Raw genomic sequence first — 18,483 nt, 5'->3', positions numbered from 1 at the left:
TGATGTCATCCCACATCCAGGGTGAGCAGGTCCTCTTCGGTTTCCCGCCGGACGATCAGCCGAGCCCGGCCCTCGCGCACCGCGACCACCGGGGGTCGGGGCACGTGGTTGTAGTTGCTGGCCATGCTCCGGCAGTACGCCCCGGTGCCGGGCACCGCGACAAGATCTCCGGGCTGCACGTCGGCGGGCAGGAATTCATCCTTCACCACGATGTCCCCGGACTCACAGTGCTTTCCCACCACGCGGGCGAGCATCGGCTCGGCCGTCGAGGCGCGGTTAGCCACCGTGGCCGAGTACGACGCGTCGTAGAGGGCGGTGCGGATGTTGTCGCTCATCCCGCCGTCGACGCTGACGTACGTGCGGATCCCGTCGACGTCCTTGACCGTGCCGACCTCGTAGAGGGTGAACACCGCCGGGCCGACGATGGCCCGCCCCGGCTCGATCGACAGGTGCGGTACGGCCAGCCGCTCCGCCGCGCACTCGCCGTCCACGATCTTGCGGAGCCGCTTGGCCAGCTCCTGGGGCGAGGCCGGGTCGTCCTGGGTGGTGTACGCGATGCCGAAGCCGCCGCCGAGGTCCAGCTCGGGCAGCTCCACCCCGCGCGCGTCGCGGATCTGCGCCTGGAGGGCGAGCACCCGGCGGGCGGAGACCTCGAAGCCGTTGGCGTCGAAGATCTGCGAGCCGATGTGCGAGTGTAGGCCCCGCAGGTCGAGCACGCCCTCGTCGAGGACCTTGAGGGCGGCCGCGGCGGCTGCCCCGCCGGCCAGCGAGAAGCCGAACTTCTGATCCTCGTGGGCGGTGGCGATGAACTCGTGGGTGTGCGCCTCCACGCCGACGGTGACCCGGATCATGACGCCGGGGCGTACCCCCCGCTCGCGGGCGAGCGCGGTGAGCCGGTCGATCTCGGTGAACGAGTCGAGGATGATCCGCCCCACCCCGGCGTCCAGCGCCCGGGTCAGCTCGGAGACCGACTTGTTGTTGCCGTGGAAGCCGATCCGCTCCGCCGGCATCCCGGCCGCCAGCGCGGTGGCCAGCTCGCCGCCGGTGCAGACGTCCAGGTGCAGGCCCTCCTCGGCGATCATCCGGACCACCGCGCGGCAGAGGAACGCCTTGCCCGCGTAGTAGACGTCCTCGGTCGGGAAGGCGGCCCGGAAGTCGCGGCAGCGCGAACGCAGGTCGTCCTCGTCGAGGACGTACACCGGGGTGCCGAACTCGGCCGCGAGGTCGCGCACGCTGAGGCCCGCGACGGCGAGCGCGCCGTCCGCGCCGCGGGTCACGGTCCGCGGCCAGAGCTGCGGCACCAGGGCGTTGACGTCGTCCGGGGTACGCAGCCAGGCGGGCCGGCTGCCGATGTCGCCGTGCAGGGCGCCGGCTTCGTGCGCGCGCATGGGTTACATCCTCTCCGGGGCGGAGACGCCGAGCAGCCGAAGACCGTTGGCGATCACCGTCCGGGTGGCGTCGTTGAGCCAGAGCCGGGCCCGGTGCAGGTCGGTGACCTCCTCGTCACCCCGGGGCAGGATCCGGCAGTTGTCGTAGAACCGGTGGTACGCCCCGGAGAGGTCCTCCAGGTAGCGGGCCACCCGGTGGGGTTCGCGCAGCTCGGCGGCGGAGGCGACCACGGCGGGGAACTCGGCGAGCGCCTTGAGCAGCTCGTTCTCCTTCTCGTGGTCGAGCAGCTCGGGGTGGAACGCGTCCCCGTCGCCCCGGCTCAGGCCGCTCTCGGCGGCGTTGCGGCCGACGCTGGCCGTCCGGGCGGCCACGTACTGCACGTAGTAGACCGGGTTGTCGCGGGTGGCCCGGGTCCACAGCTCCACGTCGATGTCGATCGGGGAGTCGCTGGAGTAGCGGGCCAGCGCGTAGCGGGACGCGTCCACGCCGATCGCGTCGACCAGGTCCTCCAGGGTGACCACGGTGCCGGCCCGCTTGCTCATCCGCACCGGGGCGCCGTCGCGGACCAGGTTGACCAGCTGGCCGATCAGGATCTCCAGGTTGCGCTCCGGGTCGTCGCCGAAGCAGGCGGCCATCGCCTTCATCCGGCCGATGTAGCCGTGGTGGTCGGCGCCCAGCATGATCACGACCCGCTCGAAGCCGCGCTCACGCTTGTCCAGGTAGTAGGCGCAGTCGGCGGCGAAGTACGTCCATTCGCCGTTGGACTTGCGCAGCACCCGGTCCTTGTCGTCGCCGAAGTCGGTGGTGCGCAGCCAGGTCGCGCCCTCGGACTCGTAGAGGTGACCCTGCTCGCGCAGCCGGTTGAGGGCCAGCTCCAGCTCGCCCCGGTCGTGCAGGTCCTTCTCGTTGAAGTAGGTGTCGAACTCCACCCCGAAGGCGCGCAGCGACGCCTTGATCTCGGCGAACATCAGCGCGACGCCCTCGACCCGGAAGGTCTCCTGGGCGGCGGCGTCGTCCTGCTCCAGCACGTCCGGGCGGACGGCGCGGACCTGCTCGGCGATCTCGGCGATGTACGCCCCGCCGTACCCGTCCTCGGGGGCCGGCTCACCCTTGGCGGCGGCGAGCAGCGACCGGGCGAACCGGTCGATCTGGGAGCCGGCGTCGTTGAAGTAGTACTCCGTGCCGACCTCGGCGCCGGTGGCCCGGAGCAGGCGGCTCAGCGCGTCGCCGACGGCCGCCCAGCGGACCCCGCCGATGTGCACCGGGCCGGTCGGGTTCGCCGAGACGAACTCCAGGTTGATCTTCTGGCCGGCGAGCCGGTCGCTGCGGCCGTACTCCGCGCCGGCCTCGACGATCGACCGGGCGAGCTGGCCGGCGGCGGCCGCGTCGAGCCGGATGTTGAGGAAGCCGGGCCCGGCGATCTCCACCGACTTGACCCCGGCGGCCCGGCCGAGCTGCTCGGCCAGCGCGGCGGCCAGCTCCCGCGGCGGGACCCCGACCTTCTTGCTGAGCTGCAGGGCCAGCGTCGAGGCGTAGTCGCCGTGCTCGGGGTTGCGGGGTCGCTCCACCGCCGTGCGCGCCGGGAGCGCGGCGGGATCCAGGCCCCGGTCGGCGAAGACGGCGTGGGCTGCGGAGAGGACGACCTCGGCGAGTTCTGCGGGAGTCACCGAACCATGTTATCGGGGGTAGACTCGGGCACTCGGCGGCGACCCTTCGCGTCACCCTGCCCGCCAGATCCCCTGACCGACCGACCTGACGAGGGACGATGAGCATCAGCACCCCGGGCGGCCCAGAGCGCCGTCCGACCGTGGTCAGCACCGGCAAGAAGCCGGCGGCTGGCCGGCCCGCGTCCGGCGCCAAGCCCGAGGCCGGCACGTCTGCGGGCACTTCCCGGCAGACCGCGGGCGGCAAGGGCCCCCGCAAGCCGGTCACGCCGGTGAAGGTGAGCCAGGGCCGGTCCTGGGGCCCGATCGCGCTCTTCGTCGCCGTGGGCGTGCTCGCCGCGGCGATCATCGGCTACGGCGCGTACGCCGCCTTCCAGGGCTCCAAGCCGTGGGAGAAGCGGGCGGACGGCATCGACGGCATCGTCAACTACCGCGACAAGGACAAGGATCTCGTCAAGGGCGGAAACCACCAGCAGGGCCCGATCAAGTACTCGGTCCTCCCGCCGGTGGCCGGCCCGCACAACGGCAGCTGGCAGAACTGCATGGGTGACGTCTACGACGCCCCGATCGCCAACGAGCACGCGGTGCACAGCCTGGAGCACGGCGCGGTCTGGATCACCTACCGCCCGGACCTGCCGGCCGACCAGGTGGCGAAGCTCAAGGAGAAGGTGCAGGGCAAGGAGAAGCTGATGCTCAGCCCGTTCGACGGGCTGGACAAGCCGATCTCCCTCCAGGCCTGGGGCTACCAGCTCAAGGTCGACAACGCCGACGACGGCCGGATCGACGACTTCATCAAGACGCTGCGGGTGAACGCGTCCATCGAGGGGCCGACGGCGCTCTGCAACACGGGCATCACCGCCACCGGCACCACCCCGCGGGACAACGCCCCGAACATGCCCGAGCAGCCCACCCAGTAAGGAAGCGTGATGACCGCTCCCGCCACCACGGACAGCGCGCCCGAGGAGATCGCGGTCCCCGACGAGGGTGACCGGGGGTCCGCGCGCCGCTACGGCGTCCTGGCCCTGGCCGCCGCCGTCGTGGTCGGCCTCCTCCTCGGGTACGCCGGCGGCCTGTTGACCCCGGGACTCACCCGACCGGGGGACACCTCGGCCGAGGCGGGCTTCGCCCGGGACATGACGACGCACCACTCCCAGGCGGTGGAGATGGGGCTGCTCGCCTTCCAGCGGGGCACCGACGGCGAGGTGCGTCAGATCGGTGGCGACATCGCCAGCGGCCAGCAGGGCGAGGTCGGCACCATGCAGACCTGGCTGCGGTTGTGGGGGCTGGACCCGACGGGCTCGGAGCCGGCGATGGCCTGGATGCCGGACGGCGCGGGCCTGGTGCGCAACGGGCTGATGCCGGGCATGGCCACCCCGGAGGAGATGGCGAAGCTGCGCGCCGCGCAGGGCCGGGAGCTGGACGTCCTCTTCCTGCAGATGATGATCAGGCACCATCTCGGCGGGATCCACATGCTCGACGGCATCCTCGACGAGGGGCACGACGAGGATGTGTTGCGCGTGGCGCAGACCATGCGGAACACCCAGCAGACGGATCTGACCAATCTGCAGGCCGCGCTCAAGCGGCTGGGCGGCTGACCGCTCCCGCGCATCCCGGCCGGAGGCCCGCGTACCGCTGAGGCGGACGCGGGCCTTCCTCGTTTCCCGGCCCGACTTCGCCCTATTAGACCTTTTAGGCTACTTCGTGCCTGATCGGTTGGTCCAACCCATTGCGCTGCTTAGAGACTTTTCTCCCCACATATCGTGACCAGTTGCGATTCGGGCTCGTTGCGCAGGACGTGGGGGTTGCACTGAGAGACGCGCGGCGTTCGGTCACCAGCTGGTGCCGGCGCCACACCATCGGCGGTGACGGAGCGGTGGCAGCCATCCGTCGCGGACACCGGCAGGGCGAGCCCGGAACGCTCAGCCGCGAACAGGAACTCGAACTGATCGACCTGCTGCGGGGCGTCCACCCCGACGAGTTCGGGCTGGACGAGGAGCTCTGGACGCGCCAGAGCCTCACCACGCTGATCCAGCACCGGTTCGACGTGGCGATGGACGCCGGCACGGCCGGGGCGTACCTGCGGGCCTGGGGGTTGGGTCCGCGGGAGCCGCGGGAGCGCGCCTGCGGGCTCTGCGTCGGCGCGGTCGAGCGCTGGGTACGTCTGGAGTACCCGGCGATCACCCGGGCCGCCCAGGAGCACGACGCCGAGGTCTACTGGATCGGCCGGGTCCGGCTGCGCGGCACCATGCCGGCCGCGGACGTGATCTCGGCGGTGTCGTCCCGGGGGCGGGTCCGGTTCATGGTGACCACGCCCGGCGTCGACGCGCCGCTCCCCCGCGACTTCGTGCTGCGACTCAGCGGCGCCGAGGAGCGGACGGTGCACCTGATCGTGGACGGCTCCTGGCCCAAGAACGAGTGGCCCCGCCGGCTGCCCCGGCGCATCGTCCTGCACCCGCTCCCCAGCTGCGGCCGCGCCCTGGCCGCCGCCTGACCCACCCGCCCCGCCCGGCCCGCCCCACCCCTCTCGTTGATCATGAGGTTGACGGCACCCAGGGAGATCCACTTCGCCGTTAACCCCATGATCAACACGGGCTGCGGGTGAGGCAGGGCGACACGGAGGGGTGAGTGGATACCGATTCGGCGATCGGTGGGGGCGTTTGCTAGTCTTCTCGAGTCGCTGAGCCCCCGTAGCTCAGGGGATAGAGCACCGCCCTCCGGAGGCGGGGGCGCAGGTTCGAATCCTGCCGGGGGCACAGACAACTGAACGAGGAAGGTCCTGGCGCGTGCGCCCGGGCCTTTTTCGCTGTTCGGCACCGGTTCGACCGCCGGTCACCCCCGCGCCCGAAGGCTGCCCGCCGTCCGTCCGCGCCGCCAGGCGTGAGCCTGAGCACCGCGGCCCGGCCCGGGCGAGGCCGGCGATGTCCGCTGGGACCGGGGTGACTCCTGTGATGACTCAGCACACCGAGATTGCCGGATTGTTACATGCTGGCTCCGCCCCAGCACTTGCGATCGCCTCGAACCCGCAATACGTTGCCGTCGACAACAAAAACAAGTGAAGGTCTTACCCCTTCCGGAGGCACCCATGACGTTGGCGAGGTGGTGCGAACCATGAGCGACGCTCCCATCCTCCTGGAGATGCGCTCCATCACCAAGGAGTTCCCAGGAGTCAAGGCCCTCTCCGACGTCAACCTCGTGGTGCGCGCCGGCGAGATTCACGCCATCTGCGGTGAGAACGGCGCGGGCAAGTCGACGCTGATGAAGGTCCTCAGCGGCGTCTACCCGTACGGCACCTACGACGGCCAGATCACCTATCAGGGCGCGGAGACCCGCTTCTCCGACATCCGGGCGAGCGAGCACGCGGGCATCGTGATCATCCACCAGGAGCTCGCGCTCATCCCGGACATGTCGATCGCCGAGAACATCTTCCTCGGCAACGAGCCGCGCAAGCGGGGGGCGATCGACTGGAAGGCCGCGAACCGGATGGCGCTGGACCTGATGGCCCGGGTCGGTCTGGAAGAGGACCCGGACACCCTGATCAAGGACATCGGTGTCGGCAAGCAGCAGTTGGTGGAGATCGCCAAGGCGTTCGCCAAGGACGTCAAGCTGCTCATCCTGGACGAACCGACCGCGGCGCTGAACGAGGCCGACTCCCGACACCTGCTGGACCTGCTCCGCGGCTTCCGCTCGCGCGGCATCACCTCGATCATGATCTCGCACAAGCTCAACGAGATCGAGGCGATCGCCGACCAGATCACCATCCTCCGGGACGGGCGGACGGTCGAGACGCTGGACATCAAGGCGGACGGCGTCGACGAGGACCGGATCGTGCGGGGCATGGTCGGCCGCGAGCTGAGCAGCCGGTTCCCGGACCACACCCCGAAGATCGGTGAGGTCTTCTTCGAGGTGCGGGACTGGAACGTGCGGCACCCGATCTCGGCCGAGCGCCAGGTCTGCAAGAACGAGAGCTTCGTCGTCCGGCGCGGCGAGATCGTGGGCTTCGCCGGGCTGATGGGCGCGGGCCGTACCGAGCTGGCGATGAGCGTCTTCGGGCGCTCGTACGGCGTGTTCGAGTCCGGCACGATCATCAAGGACGGCAAGGAGATCGTGCTCAAGTCGGTGGCGGACGCGATCGCCCACGGGCTCGCGTACGTCAGCGAGGACCGCAAGGCGATCGGCCTCAACCTCCTCGACGACATCAAGGCGTCGACGGTGGCCGCCAAGCTGTCCAAGATCACGCGCCACGGCGTCCTCGACGAGGTCCAGGAGTACAAGGCGGCCGAGGCGTACCGCAGGGAACTGCGGACCAAGGCCCCGACGGTCGACGAGAGCGTCTCCAAGCTCTCGGGCGGCAACCAGCAGAAGGTCGTCCTGGCGAAGTGGATGTTCACCGACCCGGACCTGCTGATCCTCGACGAACCGACCCGCGGCATCGACGTGGGCGCCAAGTACGAGATCTACGGCATCATCCAGCGGCTCGCCGACGAGGGGAAGGGCGTCATCGTCATCTCCTCGGAACTGCCTGAACTGATCGGGCTCTGCGACCGCATCTACACCGTGTTCGAAGGCGCCATCACCGGCGAGATCGCCCGGGAGGACGCGGACCCGGAGACCCTCATGAAGCAGATGACCTCGACGAAGAAGATGCAGACACGATGAGCCGATTCAAGGACCTGCAGAAGAACCTCTTCGGAGGCACCACGTCCAACGCCCGCCAGTTCGGGATGATCTTCACCCTGGTGGCGATCGTCGTCCTGTTCCAAGTCCTGACGGACGGCCTGACGCTGCGATCGGACAACCTGATCGCGCTGTTCCAGCAGAACTCGTACATCCTCATCCTGGCCATCGGCATGCTGATGGTGATCGTCGCCGGGCACATCGACCTGTCGGTTGGCTCGGTCGCCGCCTTCGCCGGCATCCTGGTGGCCAAGTCGATGGCGGAGTGGTCGCTGCCCTGGCCCGTCGCCATCCTCTTCGGCCTCGCGATCGGCGTGGCGATCGGCGCCTGGCAGGGCTTCTGGGTGGCGTACATCGGGGTACCGGCGTTCATCGTCACCCTGGCCGGCATGCTGCTCTTCCGCGGCGGCAACCAGTTCATCGGGAACGCGAACACCATCCCGGTGCCCGAGGGCTTCCGGGTGATCGGCTCGGGCTTCCTGCCCGAGGTGGGTCCCAGCACCGGCTACAACAACCTGACCCTGCTGCTCGGCCTGGCGGCCTGCCTGGCCGTGGTGTGGCGGGAGTTCCAGGCCCGCAAGACCCGCCGGGAGATGGACGCCGACCCCGCGCCGATGTGGATCTCGTTGCTCCGGATGGCCGTCATGGTCGGCGTGATCGTCTTCGCCTCGCTGCGCTTCGCCAGCGGCCGGGTCGGCACCAGCTTCCCGGTCTCCGGCATCATCCTGGTGGCGCTGGTCATCGCGTACTCCTTCTACACCCGCAACACCGCGGGCGGCCGGCACATCTACGCGGTGGGCGGCAACTCGCGGGCCGCGGAGCTCTCCGGCGTGAAGCTCAAGCGGGTCAACTTCTTCGTCATGATGAACATGTCGACCCTGGCCGCGCTGGCCGGCATGATCTTCGTGGCCCGTTCGGCGGCCTCCGGGCCGCAGGACGGCAACGGCTGGGAACTGGACGCCATCGCCGCGGTCTTCATCGGTGGCGCGGCGGTCTCCGGCGGTATCGGGACCATCAGCGGTTCGATCGTCGGTGGTCTGGTCATGGCCGTGCTCAACAACGGCCTGCAACTCCTGGGTGTCGGCACCGACCGCGTCCAGATCATCAAGGGCCTGGTCCTGCTGTTGGCGGTCGCGCTCGACGTCTACAACAAGAGCCAGGGGCGCTTCTCGGTCATCGGCAGCATCACCCGCACGTTCCGCCGGGACACACCCAGCAGCGCACCCCCGTCCTCGTCCGACGCGAGCCGTGAGCCCGCCAAGACGACGGTGTCCGGCTGACGGCCACCGACCTCTCACCCGTATCACCTCTGCAGAAGGGCACTACCTCCTCATGCGCAATTTGCTTGCCAAGACGGTGGCCATCGGCGCCATCGCGACGCTGGCTCTGACCGGCTGCGGCTCCGGCCGTGACGGCGAGTCGAGCGGCTCCGGCGCCCCCGCCAAGGGCTTCGCGGCGGACTCCCTGATCGGTGTCGCGCTGCCGTCGAAGACCTCGGAGAACTGGGTCCTCGCTGGTGACCTGTTCACCAACGGCCTGAAGGAAGCCGGCTTCAAGAGCGACGTGCAGTACGCCGGCGCGTCGACCACCGTGGCCGACCAGCAGGCGCAGATCACCGCCATGGTGACCAAGGGCGCCAAGGTCATCGTCATCGGCGCGACCGACGCCGCGCAGCTCTCCACCCAGGTCGCCGCGGCGCACCAGGCGGGCGTGAAGGTCATCGCGTACGACCGGCTGATCACCAACACCCCGGACCTCGACTACTACGTCGCGTTCGACAACTTCAAGGTCGGCCAGCTCCAGGGCCAGGCCCTGCTGGACGGCATGAAGGCCAAGAAGCCGAACGGCCCGTACAACGTCGAGCTCTTCTCCGGCTCGCCGGACGACAACAACGCCGGTGTCTTCTTCAACGGCGCGATGAGCGTGCTCAAGCCGGAGATCGACAAGGGCAACGTGGTCGTCGCCTCGAAGCAGACCGACGTCAAGCAGACCGCCATCCAGGGCTGGAAGGCCGAGGGTGCGCAGGCCCGCATGGACCAGCTGCTGACCTCGACCTACGGCAGCAAGCAGCTGGACGGCGTGCTCTCCCCGAACGACACCCTGGCCCGCGCGATCCTGACCTCGGTCAAGGGTGCCGGCAAGCCGACCCCGGTCGTCACCGGTCAGGACTCCGAGGTCGAGTCGGTCAAGTCGATCATGGCTGGCGAGCAGTACATGACGATCAACAAGGACACCCGGAACCTGGTCAAGCAGACCATCGCGATGGTGAAGTCCCTGCAGGCCGGTAACGCGCCCGAGGTGAACGACACCAAGTCGTACAACAACGGCAGCAAGGTCGTCGACACGTACCTGCTCCCGCCGGTCGCCGTCACCAAGGCGAACGCGGCCGAGGCGTACGCCAACGACCCGAAGCTCTCGCCGCTCACCAAGTAATCACCGCAAGACAGTGCTGACGAAGGGTCCCGGAAGCCTCCTTCCGGGACCCTTCGTCGTGCGGGGCCTCGGCCCGTGAGGCGGAACCGGGAAGGAGGGGACGAGACCGTGGTGGCACCCGTACGGTCCGGAATCCCCCGCCCTGGCCGCGGCCCGGACTTCCCGACCCCCTCGACGCCCGGCGCCGGCCAGGAGGAGATCCGGCGGCAGAACCTCGGCGCGGTGCTGCGCTACGTGCACATCCACGGCCCGACCTCCCGGGCCGAGCTGACCAGCCGGCTCGGCCTCAACCGGAGCACCATCGGCGCGCTCGCCGCCGACCTCGCGGCCGTCGGCCTCGTCACCGAGGAGGCCCCGACCACCGCCCGGCGCGCCGGCCGCCCCTCGCTGGTGGTCAGCCCCTGTTCCGAGCGGGTCTACGCGCACGCGCTGAGCATCGAGGCGGACCTGCTGCGCGCCGCCCGGATCGGCCTCGGCGGCCGCATCCTCGACCGGCGCGAGACCGACCGCCCGCACGGCATGCCGACCCTCGACGCGGTCGCCCCGCTGGCCGCGATGGTCCGCGACCTGGAACGCGCCGTCGAGGAGGACGCCCTCTTCGTGGGCGGCGCGGTCGCCGTCACCGACACCGTCCGGGACAGCGACGGGCGGATCCGGATCGGCGGCGCCGACGCGCTCGGCACCGCCCTCGACGCCGAGCTGGCCGCCCGCCCGGGCTTCGTCGCCGGCGACATGGCCGACATCAGCGGCCTCGCCGAACACGTCCGCGGGGTGGCCGCCGGCATCGACGATCTCGTCTACCTGCACGGCGACGTCGGCGTCAGCGCCGGCATCATCATCGGCGGCCGACTGGTCGTCGGCCACCGCGGTCACAGCGGCAAGGTCGGCCACATGGTGGTCAACCCGCACGGCCTGCCCTGCGGGTGCGGCTCGCGTGGCTGCTGGGAGACCGAGATCGGCGAGGCGGCGCTGCTGCGCCACGCCGGCCGGGACCCGGCCGAGCGCGGCGCCGTCGCCGAGGTCCTCCGCGCCGCGGCCGACGGCGAACCCACGGCCCGGGAGGCCGTGGAGCGGGTCGCCGACTGGCTCGGCTTCGGGGTCGCCAACCTCGTCAACGTGGTCAACCCGGACATGGTCGTCTTCGGTGGTTCGCTGCGCGAGATCTACCTGGCCGGGGCGGACATCGTCCGCCACCGCCTGGACGCGATGGCGCTGCCGGCCTCCCGGGAACACGTGCGGCTGCGGGCGGCGGCGCTCGGCCGCGACGCCGCCCTCGTCGGCGCCGCCGAGCTGGCCTTCGACCAGCTGCTGGCGGACCCGCTCAACGCCGGACTGCCCGGCTGAGGCGCCAGCCCACGGTCAGCCGGCCTCCCGGCGGGCCCGGGCGCGGCGTCTGCCCTCGTGCATCGCCTGCACCCGAGCCACCGGGATGGTCCGCCCCTCGGCCACCAGGTCGGCGGGGAGCCGCTGCGGTGCGGGCAGCGCCGCCGCCCACGGATCCCGCTCGGCGACCAGCGCCGGGACGGTCCGCACGGTGAAGTCCCCCGGCGTCACCCCGGGCAGGTCGTCCCAGGCCACCGGGAAGGAGACCGGCAGGCCGGGCCGGATCCGGGGGCTGTACGCGGCGACCACCGTCGCTCCGCCGGCCCGCGTCGGGTCGACGAAGACCCGGCCGCCCCGGTCCTCGCGGATGAAGGCGGTAGTGGCCAGCGCCGGGTCGAGCCGTTCGGTGTGCACCGCGAGGGCCCGGGTGGCGGCGGCCGCCTCCTCCGCGGTGGTCTCCTCGACCACCGGCACGAAGACGTGCACGCCCTTCGCGCCGCTGGTCTTCACCGCCCCGGTCAACCCCGCGTCGGCGAGCGCCCGCCGGACCAGTGCGGCCGTCCGGACGACCGCGCCGAACGCGTCCCCCTCCGGCGGGTCGAGGTCGAGCACGAGGTCGGTGGGGTGCTCCGGGCGCGCGGCGGTGCCCAGCGTCGGGTGGTACTCGACGGCCCGCTGGTTGGCGAACCAGAGCAGGGTGCGCCGGTCGTCGCAGAGCGCGTAGGACACCTGCCGGTGCGACGCCTCGGCCCAGACCGAGGTGCGGCGCACCCAGTCCGGGGTGTACTTCGGCAGGTTCTTCTGCATGAACGGGTCCTGCCCGCGGAGCAGCCGGATGACCGAGAGCGGCCGGTCCCGCAGGCCGGGCAGGATCCGCTCGCGCACCGCGTCCAGGTAGTCGACCAGGTCCCGCTTGGTGACGTCCCCGCCGGCGAGCAGCGGTTGGTCCAGGTTGGTCAGTGCGACCCCGTCCCGGGTCTCGTCGGCCCCGCTCATCCGCTCACCTTGCCGGCCGCGCCGGTCGGGGGCAACCCGACGCGGCGGTCAGCCCGCGAACGGGTCGGTGCCGGCGGCCAGGGCGGCGAGCATCGTGTCGGCCCGGGTGCGCGCGGCGGCGTACACGCCGGAGCCCAGGCTGACCCGGGCCACTCCGAGCCGGGCCAGCTCGGCCACCGTCGGCACGCCGGCCCGCAGGTAGACGTTCACCGGCCCGCCGACCGCCGCCACGAAGCGGTCGATCAGCTCCGGGTCGGCCAGCACGATCGGGTAGACGCAGTCGGCGCCGGCCTCCCGGTAGCGGCGGGCCCGCCGGACCGCCTCGTCGAATCCGGCGGCGGGATCCCCGGTGGCGCGCAGGAAGACGTCCACCCGGGCGTTGACCACCAGCTCCGGCCCGGCCGCCGCCCGGACCCCAGCGAGCAGCTCGGCCTGCGTGTCGACGTCGCAGAGTTCGCCGGTACGCGGATCGGAGTCCTCCAGGTTGAGCCCGGCCGCCCCGGTGGCCAGCACCCGGTCGACCAGTTCGGCCGGGCGCAGCCCGTACCCCCGCTCGAGGTCGGCGGTGACCGGGACCGGGACCGACCGGACCACCCGGCCCACCGCGGCGAGCATCTCGGCGACCGGGGTGGCCTCGCCGTCGGCGTGGCCGAGCGACTCGGCGACGGCGCCGCTGCTGGTGGCGACCGCCGGGAAGCCGGCGGCGACGACGGCCCGGGCGGAGCCGGCGTCCCAGGCGTTCGGCAGGAGCAGCGGGTCACCGGGGCGGTGCAGGGCACGGAGCACGGCGGCAGGGGCATCGGTCATGGACCGATTGTCGGCCGACCGGTGGCCCGCCCCTAAGCTCCAATCCCGTGCTGATGGACTGGGCCGATTTCGGCGTCGACCTGCATCTGGAGCTGGACGCCACGGGCGGGCGGCGGGCCGGCCTGGAGCGGGCGTTGCGCGCCGCGATCCGGGACGGCCGGCTGCCGCCGTCGGCCCGGCTCCCGGCCACCCGCGCGCTCGCCGCCGAGCTGGGCGTCGCCCGGGGTACGGTCAGCGCCGCCTACGACCAGCTGGTCGCCGAGGGTTGGCTGGTGGCCCGGGTCGGCGCGGGCACCGAGGTGAGCCCGCTGCGGCGGGCCGCCCCGGCCGCTCCCGCCCCACCGCCGGCCACCGCCGCGCCCCGGTACGACCTGCGCCCGGGCAGCCCCGACGTGGGCGCCTTCCCGGTCGCCGCCTGGTCGCGGGCCACCCGCCGGGCGCTGGCCACCGCCCCGGCCGGCGCGTACGGCTACGGCGACCCGCGCGGCCGGCCCGAGCTGCGGGCCGCGCTCGCCGGCTACCTGGGCCGGGCCCGCGGCGTACTGGCCGATCCGGAACGGATCGTGGTCACCAGCGGTTACGTGCAGGCGCTGGTGCTGCTCACCACGGTGCTCAGCGACGCCGGCCGGCCGGTGCTGGCGATGGAGGATCCGGGGCTGCCGTTCCACCGGGAGGTGGTGCGCCGCCAGGGCGGCCGGGTGCTGCCGCTGCCGGTGGACGAGCGGGGCGCCCGGACCGGGCTGCTCGGTGCGGGCGACCTGGCCGAGGTGGCGGCGGCGGTGGTGACCCCGGCCCACCAGTACCCGTCCGGGGTGACCCTGCACCCGGCCCGCCGGCACGCGCTGACCGGCTGGGCCCGGGACGCCGACGCCCTGGTGGTCGAGGACGACTACGACGGCGAGTTCCGCTACGACCGGCAGCCGGTGGGGGCGGTGCAGGGCACCGCGCCGGAGCAGGTCGCCTACGTGGGCACCGCCGCCAAGACGCTCGGGCCGGCGCTGCGGCTGGCCTGGCTCGTGCTGCCCGCCCGGCTGGTCGAGCCGGTGGTGGAGGCCAAGCGCCACCTGGACGTGCAGACCGAGGTGGTCGGGCAGCTCGCGCTCGCCGACCTGATCGACACCCACGGGTACGACCGGCAGGTGCGCACCGTCCGGCGGCGCTACCGGCAGCGGCGGGACCTGCTGCTGGACCGGTTGGGTGGGCGGGTGGCGGGTGGGGTCTCCGCCGGCCTGCACGCCGTGGTCCCGCTGCCGCCGGGCGGCCCGTCCGAGGCGGAGGTGCTGGCCCGGGCGGCCGCGCGGGGGCTGGCGCTGACCGGGCTGGACGGGCACCGACATTGTCCCGGTTCGGGCCCGCCCGGCCTGGTCGTCGGGTACGCCACCCCGCCCGCGCACGCCTATCCGGCCGCGTTGGAGGCGCTGGCCGAGGTGTTGCGAACCGTCGCCGGGCGGGCCTGACCCCGGCGCAGGGTCGCCACGGCGAGCAGCAGGGCGGCCGTGACCAGCGCGGCGGCCGCCCCGAACGCGAGCCGGTAGCCGCCGGCCAGGGCCTCGACCTCGGGCCAGCCGGCGCCGCGCAGCCCGGTGGCCCGGTGGGCGGCGAGGGTGGCCAGCGCGGCCAGGCCGAGCGCGCCGCCGACCTGCTGGGTGGTGTTGGCCAGCCCGGAGGCGAGCCCGGCGTCGGCGGGATCGGCGCCGGCCATGGCGAGCGTGGTGACCGCCGGCAGGGTCAGTCCCCCGGCCAGCCCGAAGACCAGCGTCGCGGGGAGCACGTCGGTCGGGTAGTGCCCGTCGGCGGGCAGCCGGGCCAGCAGCAGGAAGCCGACGGCGGCGAGTCCCAGGCCGGCGAGGAGCACCGCCCGGCCGCCGAACCGGGCGATCAGCCGCCCGGCGAGGCCGAGCGAGACCGCCGCGATCAGCACCGGGGTGGGCAGGAAGGCCAGTCCGGTGGCGGCCGGGGCGAGCCCGAGCACCTGTTGCAGGGCCACGGCGAGCAGGAACTGGAAGCCGAAGAACGCGGCGATGGTGAGGAGCTGCACCAGGTTGGCGGCGACCAGGTCGGGCGTGCGCAGGATCCGGGGTGGCAGCAGCGGGGTGGCGGCGACCGCCTGCCGGAGCGCGAACGCCCCGAGCAGGGCGGCGGCCGGGCCGGCTGCGGCGAGGGTCCGGGGCGAGGTCCAGCCGTGTTCCCCGGTGCCGACGATGGCGAGCACCGTCGCCATCAGCCCGGCGGTGACCAGCACCGTGCCAAGCAGGTCCAGTCCGGCCCGCGCGCCGAGCCCCCGGTCGGCGGGGACCCGCAGCACGGCGCCGCCGCCGATCAGCAGCCCGATCGGCAGGTTGATCAGGAAGATCGACCGCCAGCCGGCCAGTTCGGTCAGGTAGCCCCCGGCCACCAGACCGAGCGAGGCGCCGGCCGCCCCGGTGAAGCTGAACACCGCGATGGCCCGGGCCCGTTCGGCCGGGGCGGGGAAGAGCGCGACGACCATGCCGAGCCCGACCGCGGTGGCGAGGGCCCCGCCGGCGCCCTGGAGGAAGCGGGCGACGACGAGCGTCGCCGGGCCGGTCGCCAGCGCGCAGGCCAGCGAGGCGAGCGTGAAGAGCGCGATCCCGCCGAGGAAGACCCGGCGCCGGCCGGCCAGGTCGCCGAGGCGCCCGCCGAACAGCAGCAGGCCGCCGAAGGCGACCAGGTAGGCGTTCACCACCCAGGCCAGGCCGGCGGTGGAGAAGCCGAGGTCGCGCTGGATCGCCGGCAGCGCCACCGCCACGACGCTGCCGTCCAGGATGATCATGAGGCTGCCCGCGCAGAGCACGAGCAGCGCCGCCCAACGGTCCTTCATCGCACGTCCCCCTCGGTGCACGGTTTGTTACCGAGACCATCGTCTGTGACCATCAGGACGAGCGGAAGGAGGCACTTTCGTGTCCCAGGGGAACAACTGTGTGTCCATCGGCCGGGCCCAGGCCCGCGCCTGCACGGTCCGCGAGGCCCTCGACCGGGTGGGCGGCAAATGGAGCATCGGCATCCTGGTGGCCGCCTCCCCCGGGCCGGTCCGCTTCACCGAACTGGAACGCCAGGTCGAGGGGATCAGTCGCCGGATGCTCACCCTGACCCTGCGCAACCTGGAACGGGACGGTCTGCTCACCCGGCAGGTCCACCCGACCGTGCCGCCGAAGGTCGAGTACCGCGCCACCCCGATGGCGATGGAGCTCTACGAGTCGCTGGTCGCCCTCACCCACTGGGCCGAGCGGCACCGCGCGGCGATCAGCGAGGCGCGGGCGGCGTACGACCAGGAGCACGGCCCGGCCTGACCGTCAGGCGGTGACCTTCGCGTCCCAGTCGACGTGGTGGTCGTAGAGCCAGGCGAGCGAGGCGCCGCCGTCCCGGGCGAACCGGCGCGCGAAGATCGGCAGAGCGAGGTCCCGCAGCACCCGCCCCACCGGACCGGCAACCTTGGTGCCGCTGGTCCGCCTGCCCTGGGCGACCACCTTCTCCACCCGCGCCCGGCGCAGCCGCTCGTACGCCGCGAAGGCCGCCGGCACCTCCGGCAGGTCGCGCAGGCAGCGGGCCAGTTGGACGGCGTCCTCGAAGGCCATCGCCGCACCCTGCCCGGACGACGGGGCAGCGGTGTGGGCGGCGTCTCCGATGATCACCATCCCGTCCCGGTGCCAGGTGGGCACCGAGGGCAGGTCGTACGTGGGCCAGCCGTACTCGATCCGGTCGGTGGCGTCGATGATCCGCAGCGCCGGGCCGGCGTCGTCGGTGAAGAGCGCGCGCAGCCGCGCCCGCCACTCGCCGGGACCGATGGCGGCGAGCTGGGCGGGGGTCAGCTCGGCTGGCTGCGGCGGATTGGCGAACCACCAGACCTCGTCGTCGCCGACGTTCATCCAGCAGAAGAAGCACCGCCTGCCAAAGATCATGTGCATCAGACCCCGCTCGCCGGGCAGTCCGAGCCCGGCGGTGTAGCCGCCGGCGTTCAGCAGCGGCACGTAGCGGGGCGCGGGCGCCGCCGGGTCGATGATCTGCCGGGTCCGGGACCGCAGGCCGTCCGCGCCGATCAGCAGGTCACCCTCGGCGGCCCGGCCGTCGGCGAAGCGGGCGCGGACGCCGGACCCGGTCGGCTCTGCGTCGACCAGCCGGGCGCCGTGCACGATCGGCACGCCCCGCCGGGCTGCCTCCTCACGCAGCGCCCGGTAGAGGTCGGACCGCTTCACGGTGATGCTGCCGCTGCCCCGGGTGCGGGTGCCGCTGGTGCCGAACCGGCCCAGCTCGCGGCCCCGGTGATTGACCAGCGCCATCCGTGGCGTGGGGTGGCCGAGCCCCGCGACCAGCCCGTCCAGCCCGACGGCGCGCAGCGCGTCCACCCCGTTGACCGACAGGGTCAGGAACGCGCCCACCCCGACGGCGTCCCGCTCGTACGCCTCGTGGACCACGGCGTCGATGCCGGCGCGGCGCAGCGCCATCGCCGCCACCGGGCCGGCGATGCCACCCCCGATGATCACTGTCTTAGTCATGCGATGACTATACATAAAATGACTAGAGATCGACAGCCCGTCACCTAAGGTGATCGCATGGCCGCCCGCGTACACCGCCACTCCCCGTTGGCGATGATGGTGCTTGCGCTCCTGGTGGAGGAGCCGATGCACGCGTACCGGATGCAGCAGCTGATCCGGGAGCGCGACAAGCAGGACGTGGTCAACGTCGCGCAGCGCAACAGCATCTACCAGGCAATCGACCGGCTGCGCCGGGACGAGCTGGTCCGGGTCAGCCACACCGCCCGCGACGAGCGCCGACCGGAACGCACCGTCTACGAACTCACCCACACCGGCCGCCGCACCCTCGACGACTGGCTCGCCGCAGCCCTCGCGACCCCGGCCCGGGAGTTTCCCGAGTTTCCCGTCGCGCTCTCCTTCCTGCCGCTGCTCCCGCCGGCGGAGGCGGCCCGGCAGCTGGACCGCCGCGCCGCCGCCCTGGAGGCCCAACTGCGCGAACGCGAGGCCGTCCTGGCGGCCGTCGACCTGCCCCGGCTCTTCCTGATCGAGGACGAGTACCGGCTGGCGGTGCTGCGCACGGAGCTGGACTGGGTACGGATGGTCGCCGGCGACCTGCGCGCCGGCCGGCTGACCTGGGAGGGCGACTGGCTCGCCGGATGGACCGGCGGCACCGGCCCGGACGGCGACTGACGGCCGCTGTGGCGAAC

16 protein-coding genes and 1 tRNA gene are annotated in these 18,483 nt (G+C 72.5%); 11 read left to right on the top strand and 6 right to left on the bottom strand.

The window, feature by feature from the left end; genetic code table 11:
• Window positions 1–5 precede the first annotated feature (5 nt).
• Together lysA and argS are read right to left on the bottom strand one after the other, a co-directional pair.
• Window positions 6–1,388, bottom strand: a complete 1,383-nt coding sequence (gene lysA / locus V6U81_RS18155; RefSeq protein ID WP_334490867.1) for a diaminopimelate decarboxylase — start codon at window positions 1,386–1,388, stop codon at window positions 6–8.
• Window positions 1,389–1,391: 3 nt separating this feature from the next.
• Window positions 1,392–3,056, bottom strand: a complete 1,665-nt coding sequence (gene argS, locus V6U81_RS18150; RefSeq protein ID WP_334490866.1) for an arginine--tRNA ligase — start codon at window positions 3,054–3,056, stop codon at window positions 1,392–1,394.
• 98 nt (window positions 3,057–3,154) lie between these two features.
• On the opposite strand from argS, the gene V6U81_RS18145 reads away from it, so the two are divergent.
• From V6U81_RS18145 to V6U81_RS18110, 8 genes are all read left to right on the top strand, one after another.
• Window positions 3,155–3,970 (top strand): DUF3105 domain-containing protein, encoded by an 816-nt coding sequence (locus tag V6U81_RS18145; protein ID WP_334490865.1) that lies wholly within the window; start codon window positions 3,155–3,157, stop codon window positions 3,968–3,970.
• A gap of 9 nt (window positions 3,971–3,979) precedes the next feature.
• Window positions 3,980–4,648 carry a DUF305 domain-containing protein gene (locus V6U81_RS18140; protein ID WP_334490863.1) on the top strand — a complete coding sequence of 223 codons (669 nt, stop codon included), beginning with the start codon at window positions 3,980–3,982 and terminating at the stop codon, window positions 4,646–4,648.
• Between the two features lie 200 nt (window positions 4,649–4,848).
• Complete coding sequence (locus V6U81_RS18135) at window positions 4,849–5,544, top strand: winged helix-turn-helix domain-containing protein (RefSeq protein ID WP_334490914.1); 696 nt, start codon at window positions 4,849–4,851, stop codon at window positions 5,542–5,544.
• Window positions 5,545–5,734: 190 nt separating this feature from the next.
• Window positions 5,735–5,806, top strand: a tRNA-Arg gene (locus V6U81_RS18130).
• A gap of 355 nt (window positions 5,807–6,161) precedes the next feature.
• Entirely contained in the window at window positions 6,162–7,709 is a 1,548-nt protein-coding gene (gene mmsA / locus V6U81_RS18125; RefSeq protein WP_334490862.1) for a multiple monosaccharide ABC transporter ATP-binding protein, read from the top strand.
• Window positions 7,706–9,007 carry a multiple monosaccharide ABC transporter permease gene (gene mmsB, locus V6U81_RS18120; RefSeq protein WP_334490861.1) on the top strand — a complete coding sequence of 434 codons (1,302 nt, stop codon included), beginning with the start codon at window positions 7,706–7,708 and terminating at the stop codon, window positions 9,005–9,007. Before mmsA ends, mmsB begins: the two co-directional genes overlap by 4 nt.
• Before the next feature lie 52 nt (window positions 9,008–9,059).
• Window positions 9,060–10,160 carry a substrate-binding domain-containing protein gene (locus V6U81_RS18115; RefSeq protein ID WP_334490858.1) on the top strand — a complete coding sequence of 367 codons (1,101 nt, stop codon included), beginning with the start codon at window positions 9,060–9,062 and terminating at the stop codon, window positions 10,158–10,160.
• 111 nt (window positions 10,161–10,271) lie between these two features.
• Window positions 10,272–11,504: an ROK family transcriptional regulator gene (locus V6U81_RS18110; RefSeq protein ID WP_477463461.1), complete on the top strand. Its 1,233-nt coding sequence runs from the start codon at window positions 10,272–10,274 to the stop codon at window positions 11,502–11,504.
• Between the two features lie 15 nt (window positions 11,505–11,519).
• Here the strand turns inward: V6U81_RS18110 and V6U81_RS18105 are convergent, their stop codons facing one another.
• The gene (locus tag V6U81_RS18105) at window positions 11,520–12,479 is read right to left on the bottom strand and encodes a DNA polymerase domain-containing protein (protein ID WP_334490856.1); all 960 of its coding nucleotides are present in this window, start codon (window positions 12,477–12,479) and stop codon (window positions 11,520–11,522) included.
• Between the two features lie 48 nt (window positions 12,480–12,527).
• Window positions 12,528–13,286, bottom strand: coding sequence for an isocitrate lyase/PEP mutase family protein (locus V6U81_RS18100; protein ID WP_334490854.1), 759 nt, complete (start codon window positions 13,284–13,286; stop codon window positions 12,528–12,530).
• A 53-nt stretch (window positions 13,287–13,339) separates the two neighbouring features.
• Between V6U81_RS18100 and pdxR the strand changes: the two genes are divergently transcribed.
• Entirely contained in the window at window positions 13,340–14,743 is a 1,404-nt protein-coding gene (pdxR, locus tag V6U81_RS18095) for a MocR-like pyridoxine biosynthesis transcription factor PdxR (RefSeq protein ID WP_334490912.1), read from the top strand.
• Here the strand turns inward: pdxR and V6U81_RS18090 are convergent.
• Window positions 14,683–16,125 carry an MFS transporter gene (locus V6U81_RS18090; RefSeq protein ID WP_334490853.1) on the bottom strand — a complete coding sequence of 481 codons (1,443 nt, stop codon included), beginning with the start codon at window positions 16,123–16,125 and terminating at the stop codon, window positions 14,683–14,685. The genes pdxR and V6U81_RS18090 overlap by 61 nt on opposite strands.
• A 79-nt stretch (window positions 16,126–16,204) precedes the next feature.
• Between V6U81_RS18090 and V6U81_RS18085 the strand changes: the two genes are divergently transcribed.
• Entirely contained in the window at window positions 16,205–16,594 is a 390-nt protein-coding gene (locus tag V6U81_RS18085) for a winged helix-turn-helix transcriptional regulator (RefSeq protein ID WP_334490850.1), read from the top strand.
• Window positions 16,595–16,597: 3 nt separating this feature from the next.
• On the opposite strand, the gene V6U81_RS18080 is transcribed toward V6U81_RS18085, so the two are convergent.
• Window positions 16,598–17,797, bottom strand: a complete 1,200-nt coding sequence (locus V6U81_RS18080; protein ID WP_334490848.1) for an FAD-dependent oxidoreductase — start codon at window positions 17,795–17,797, stop codon at window positions 16,598–16,600.
• Window positions 17,798–17,854: 57 nt separating this feature from the next.
• Here V6U81_RS18080 and V6U81_RS18075 point away from each other — a divergent pair, with 57 nt between their 5' ends.
• Window positions 17,855–18,466 carry a PadR family transcriptional regulator gene (locus V6U81_RS18075; RefSeq protein ID WP_334490846.1) on the top strand — a complete coding sequence of 204 codons (612 nt, stop codon included), beginning with the start codon at window positions 17,855–17,857 and terminating at the stop codon, window positions 18,464–18,466.
• Window positions 18,467–18,483 lie beyond the last annotated feature (17 nt).

It is taken from the genome of Micromonospora lacuserhaii, from assembly GCF_036902735.1.
Lineage (GTDB): Bacteria > Actinomycetota > Actinomycetes > Mycobacteriales > Micromonosporaceae > Micromonospora.
Note: the sequence above shows the minus strand (reverse complement) of the source record. Positions and strands in the feature narration are given on the sequence as shown.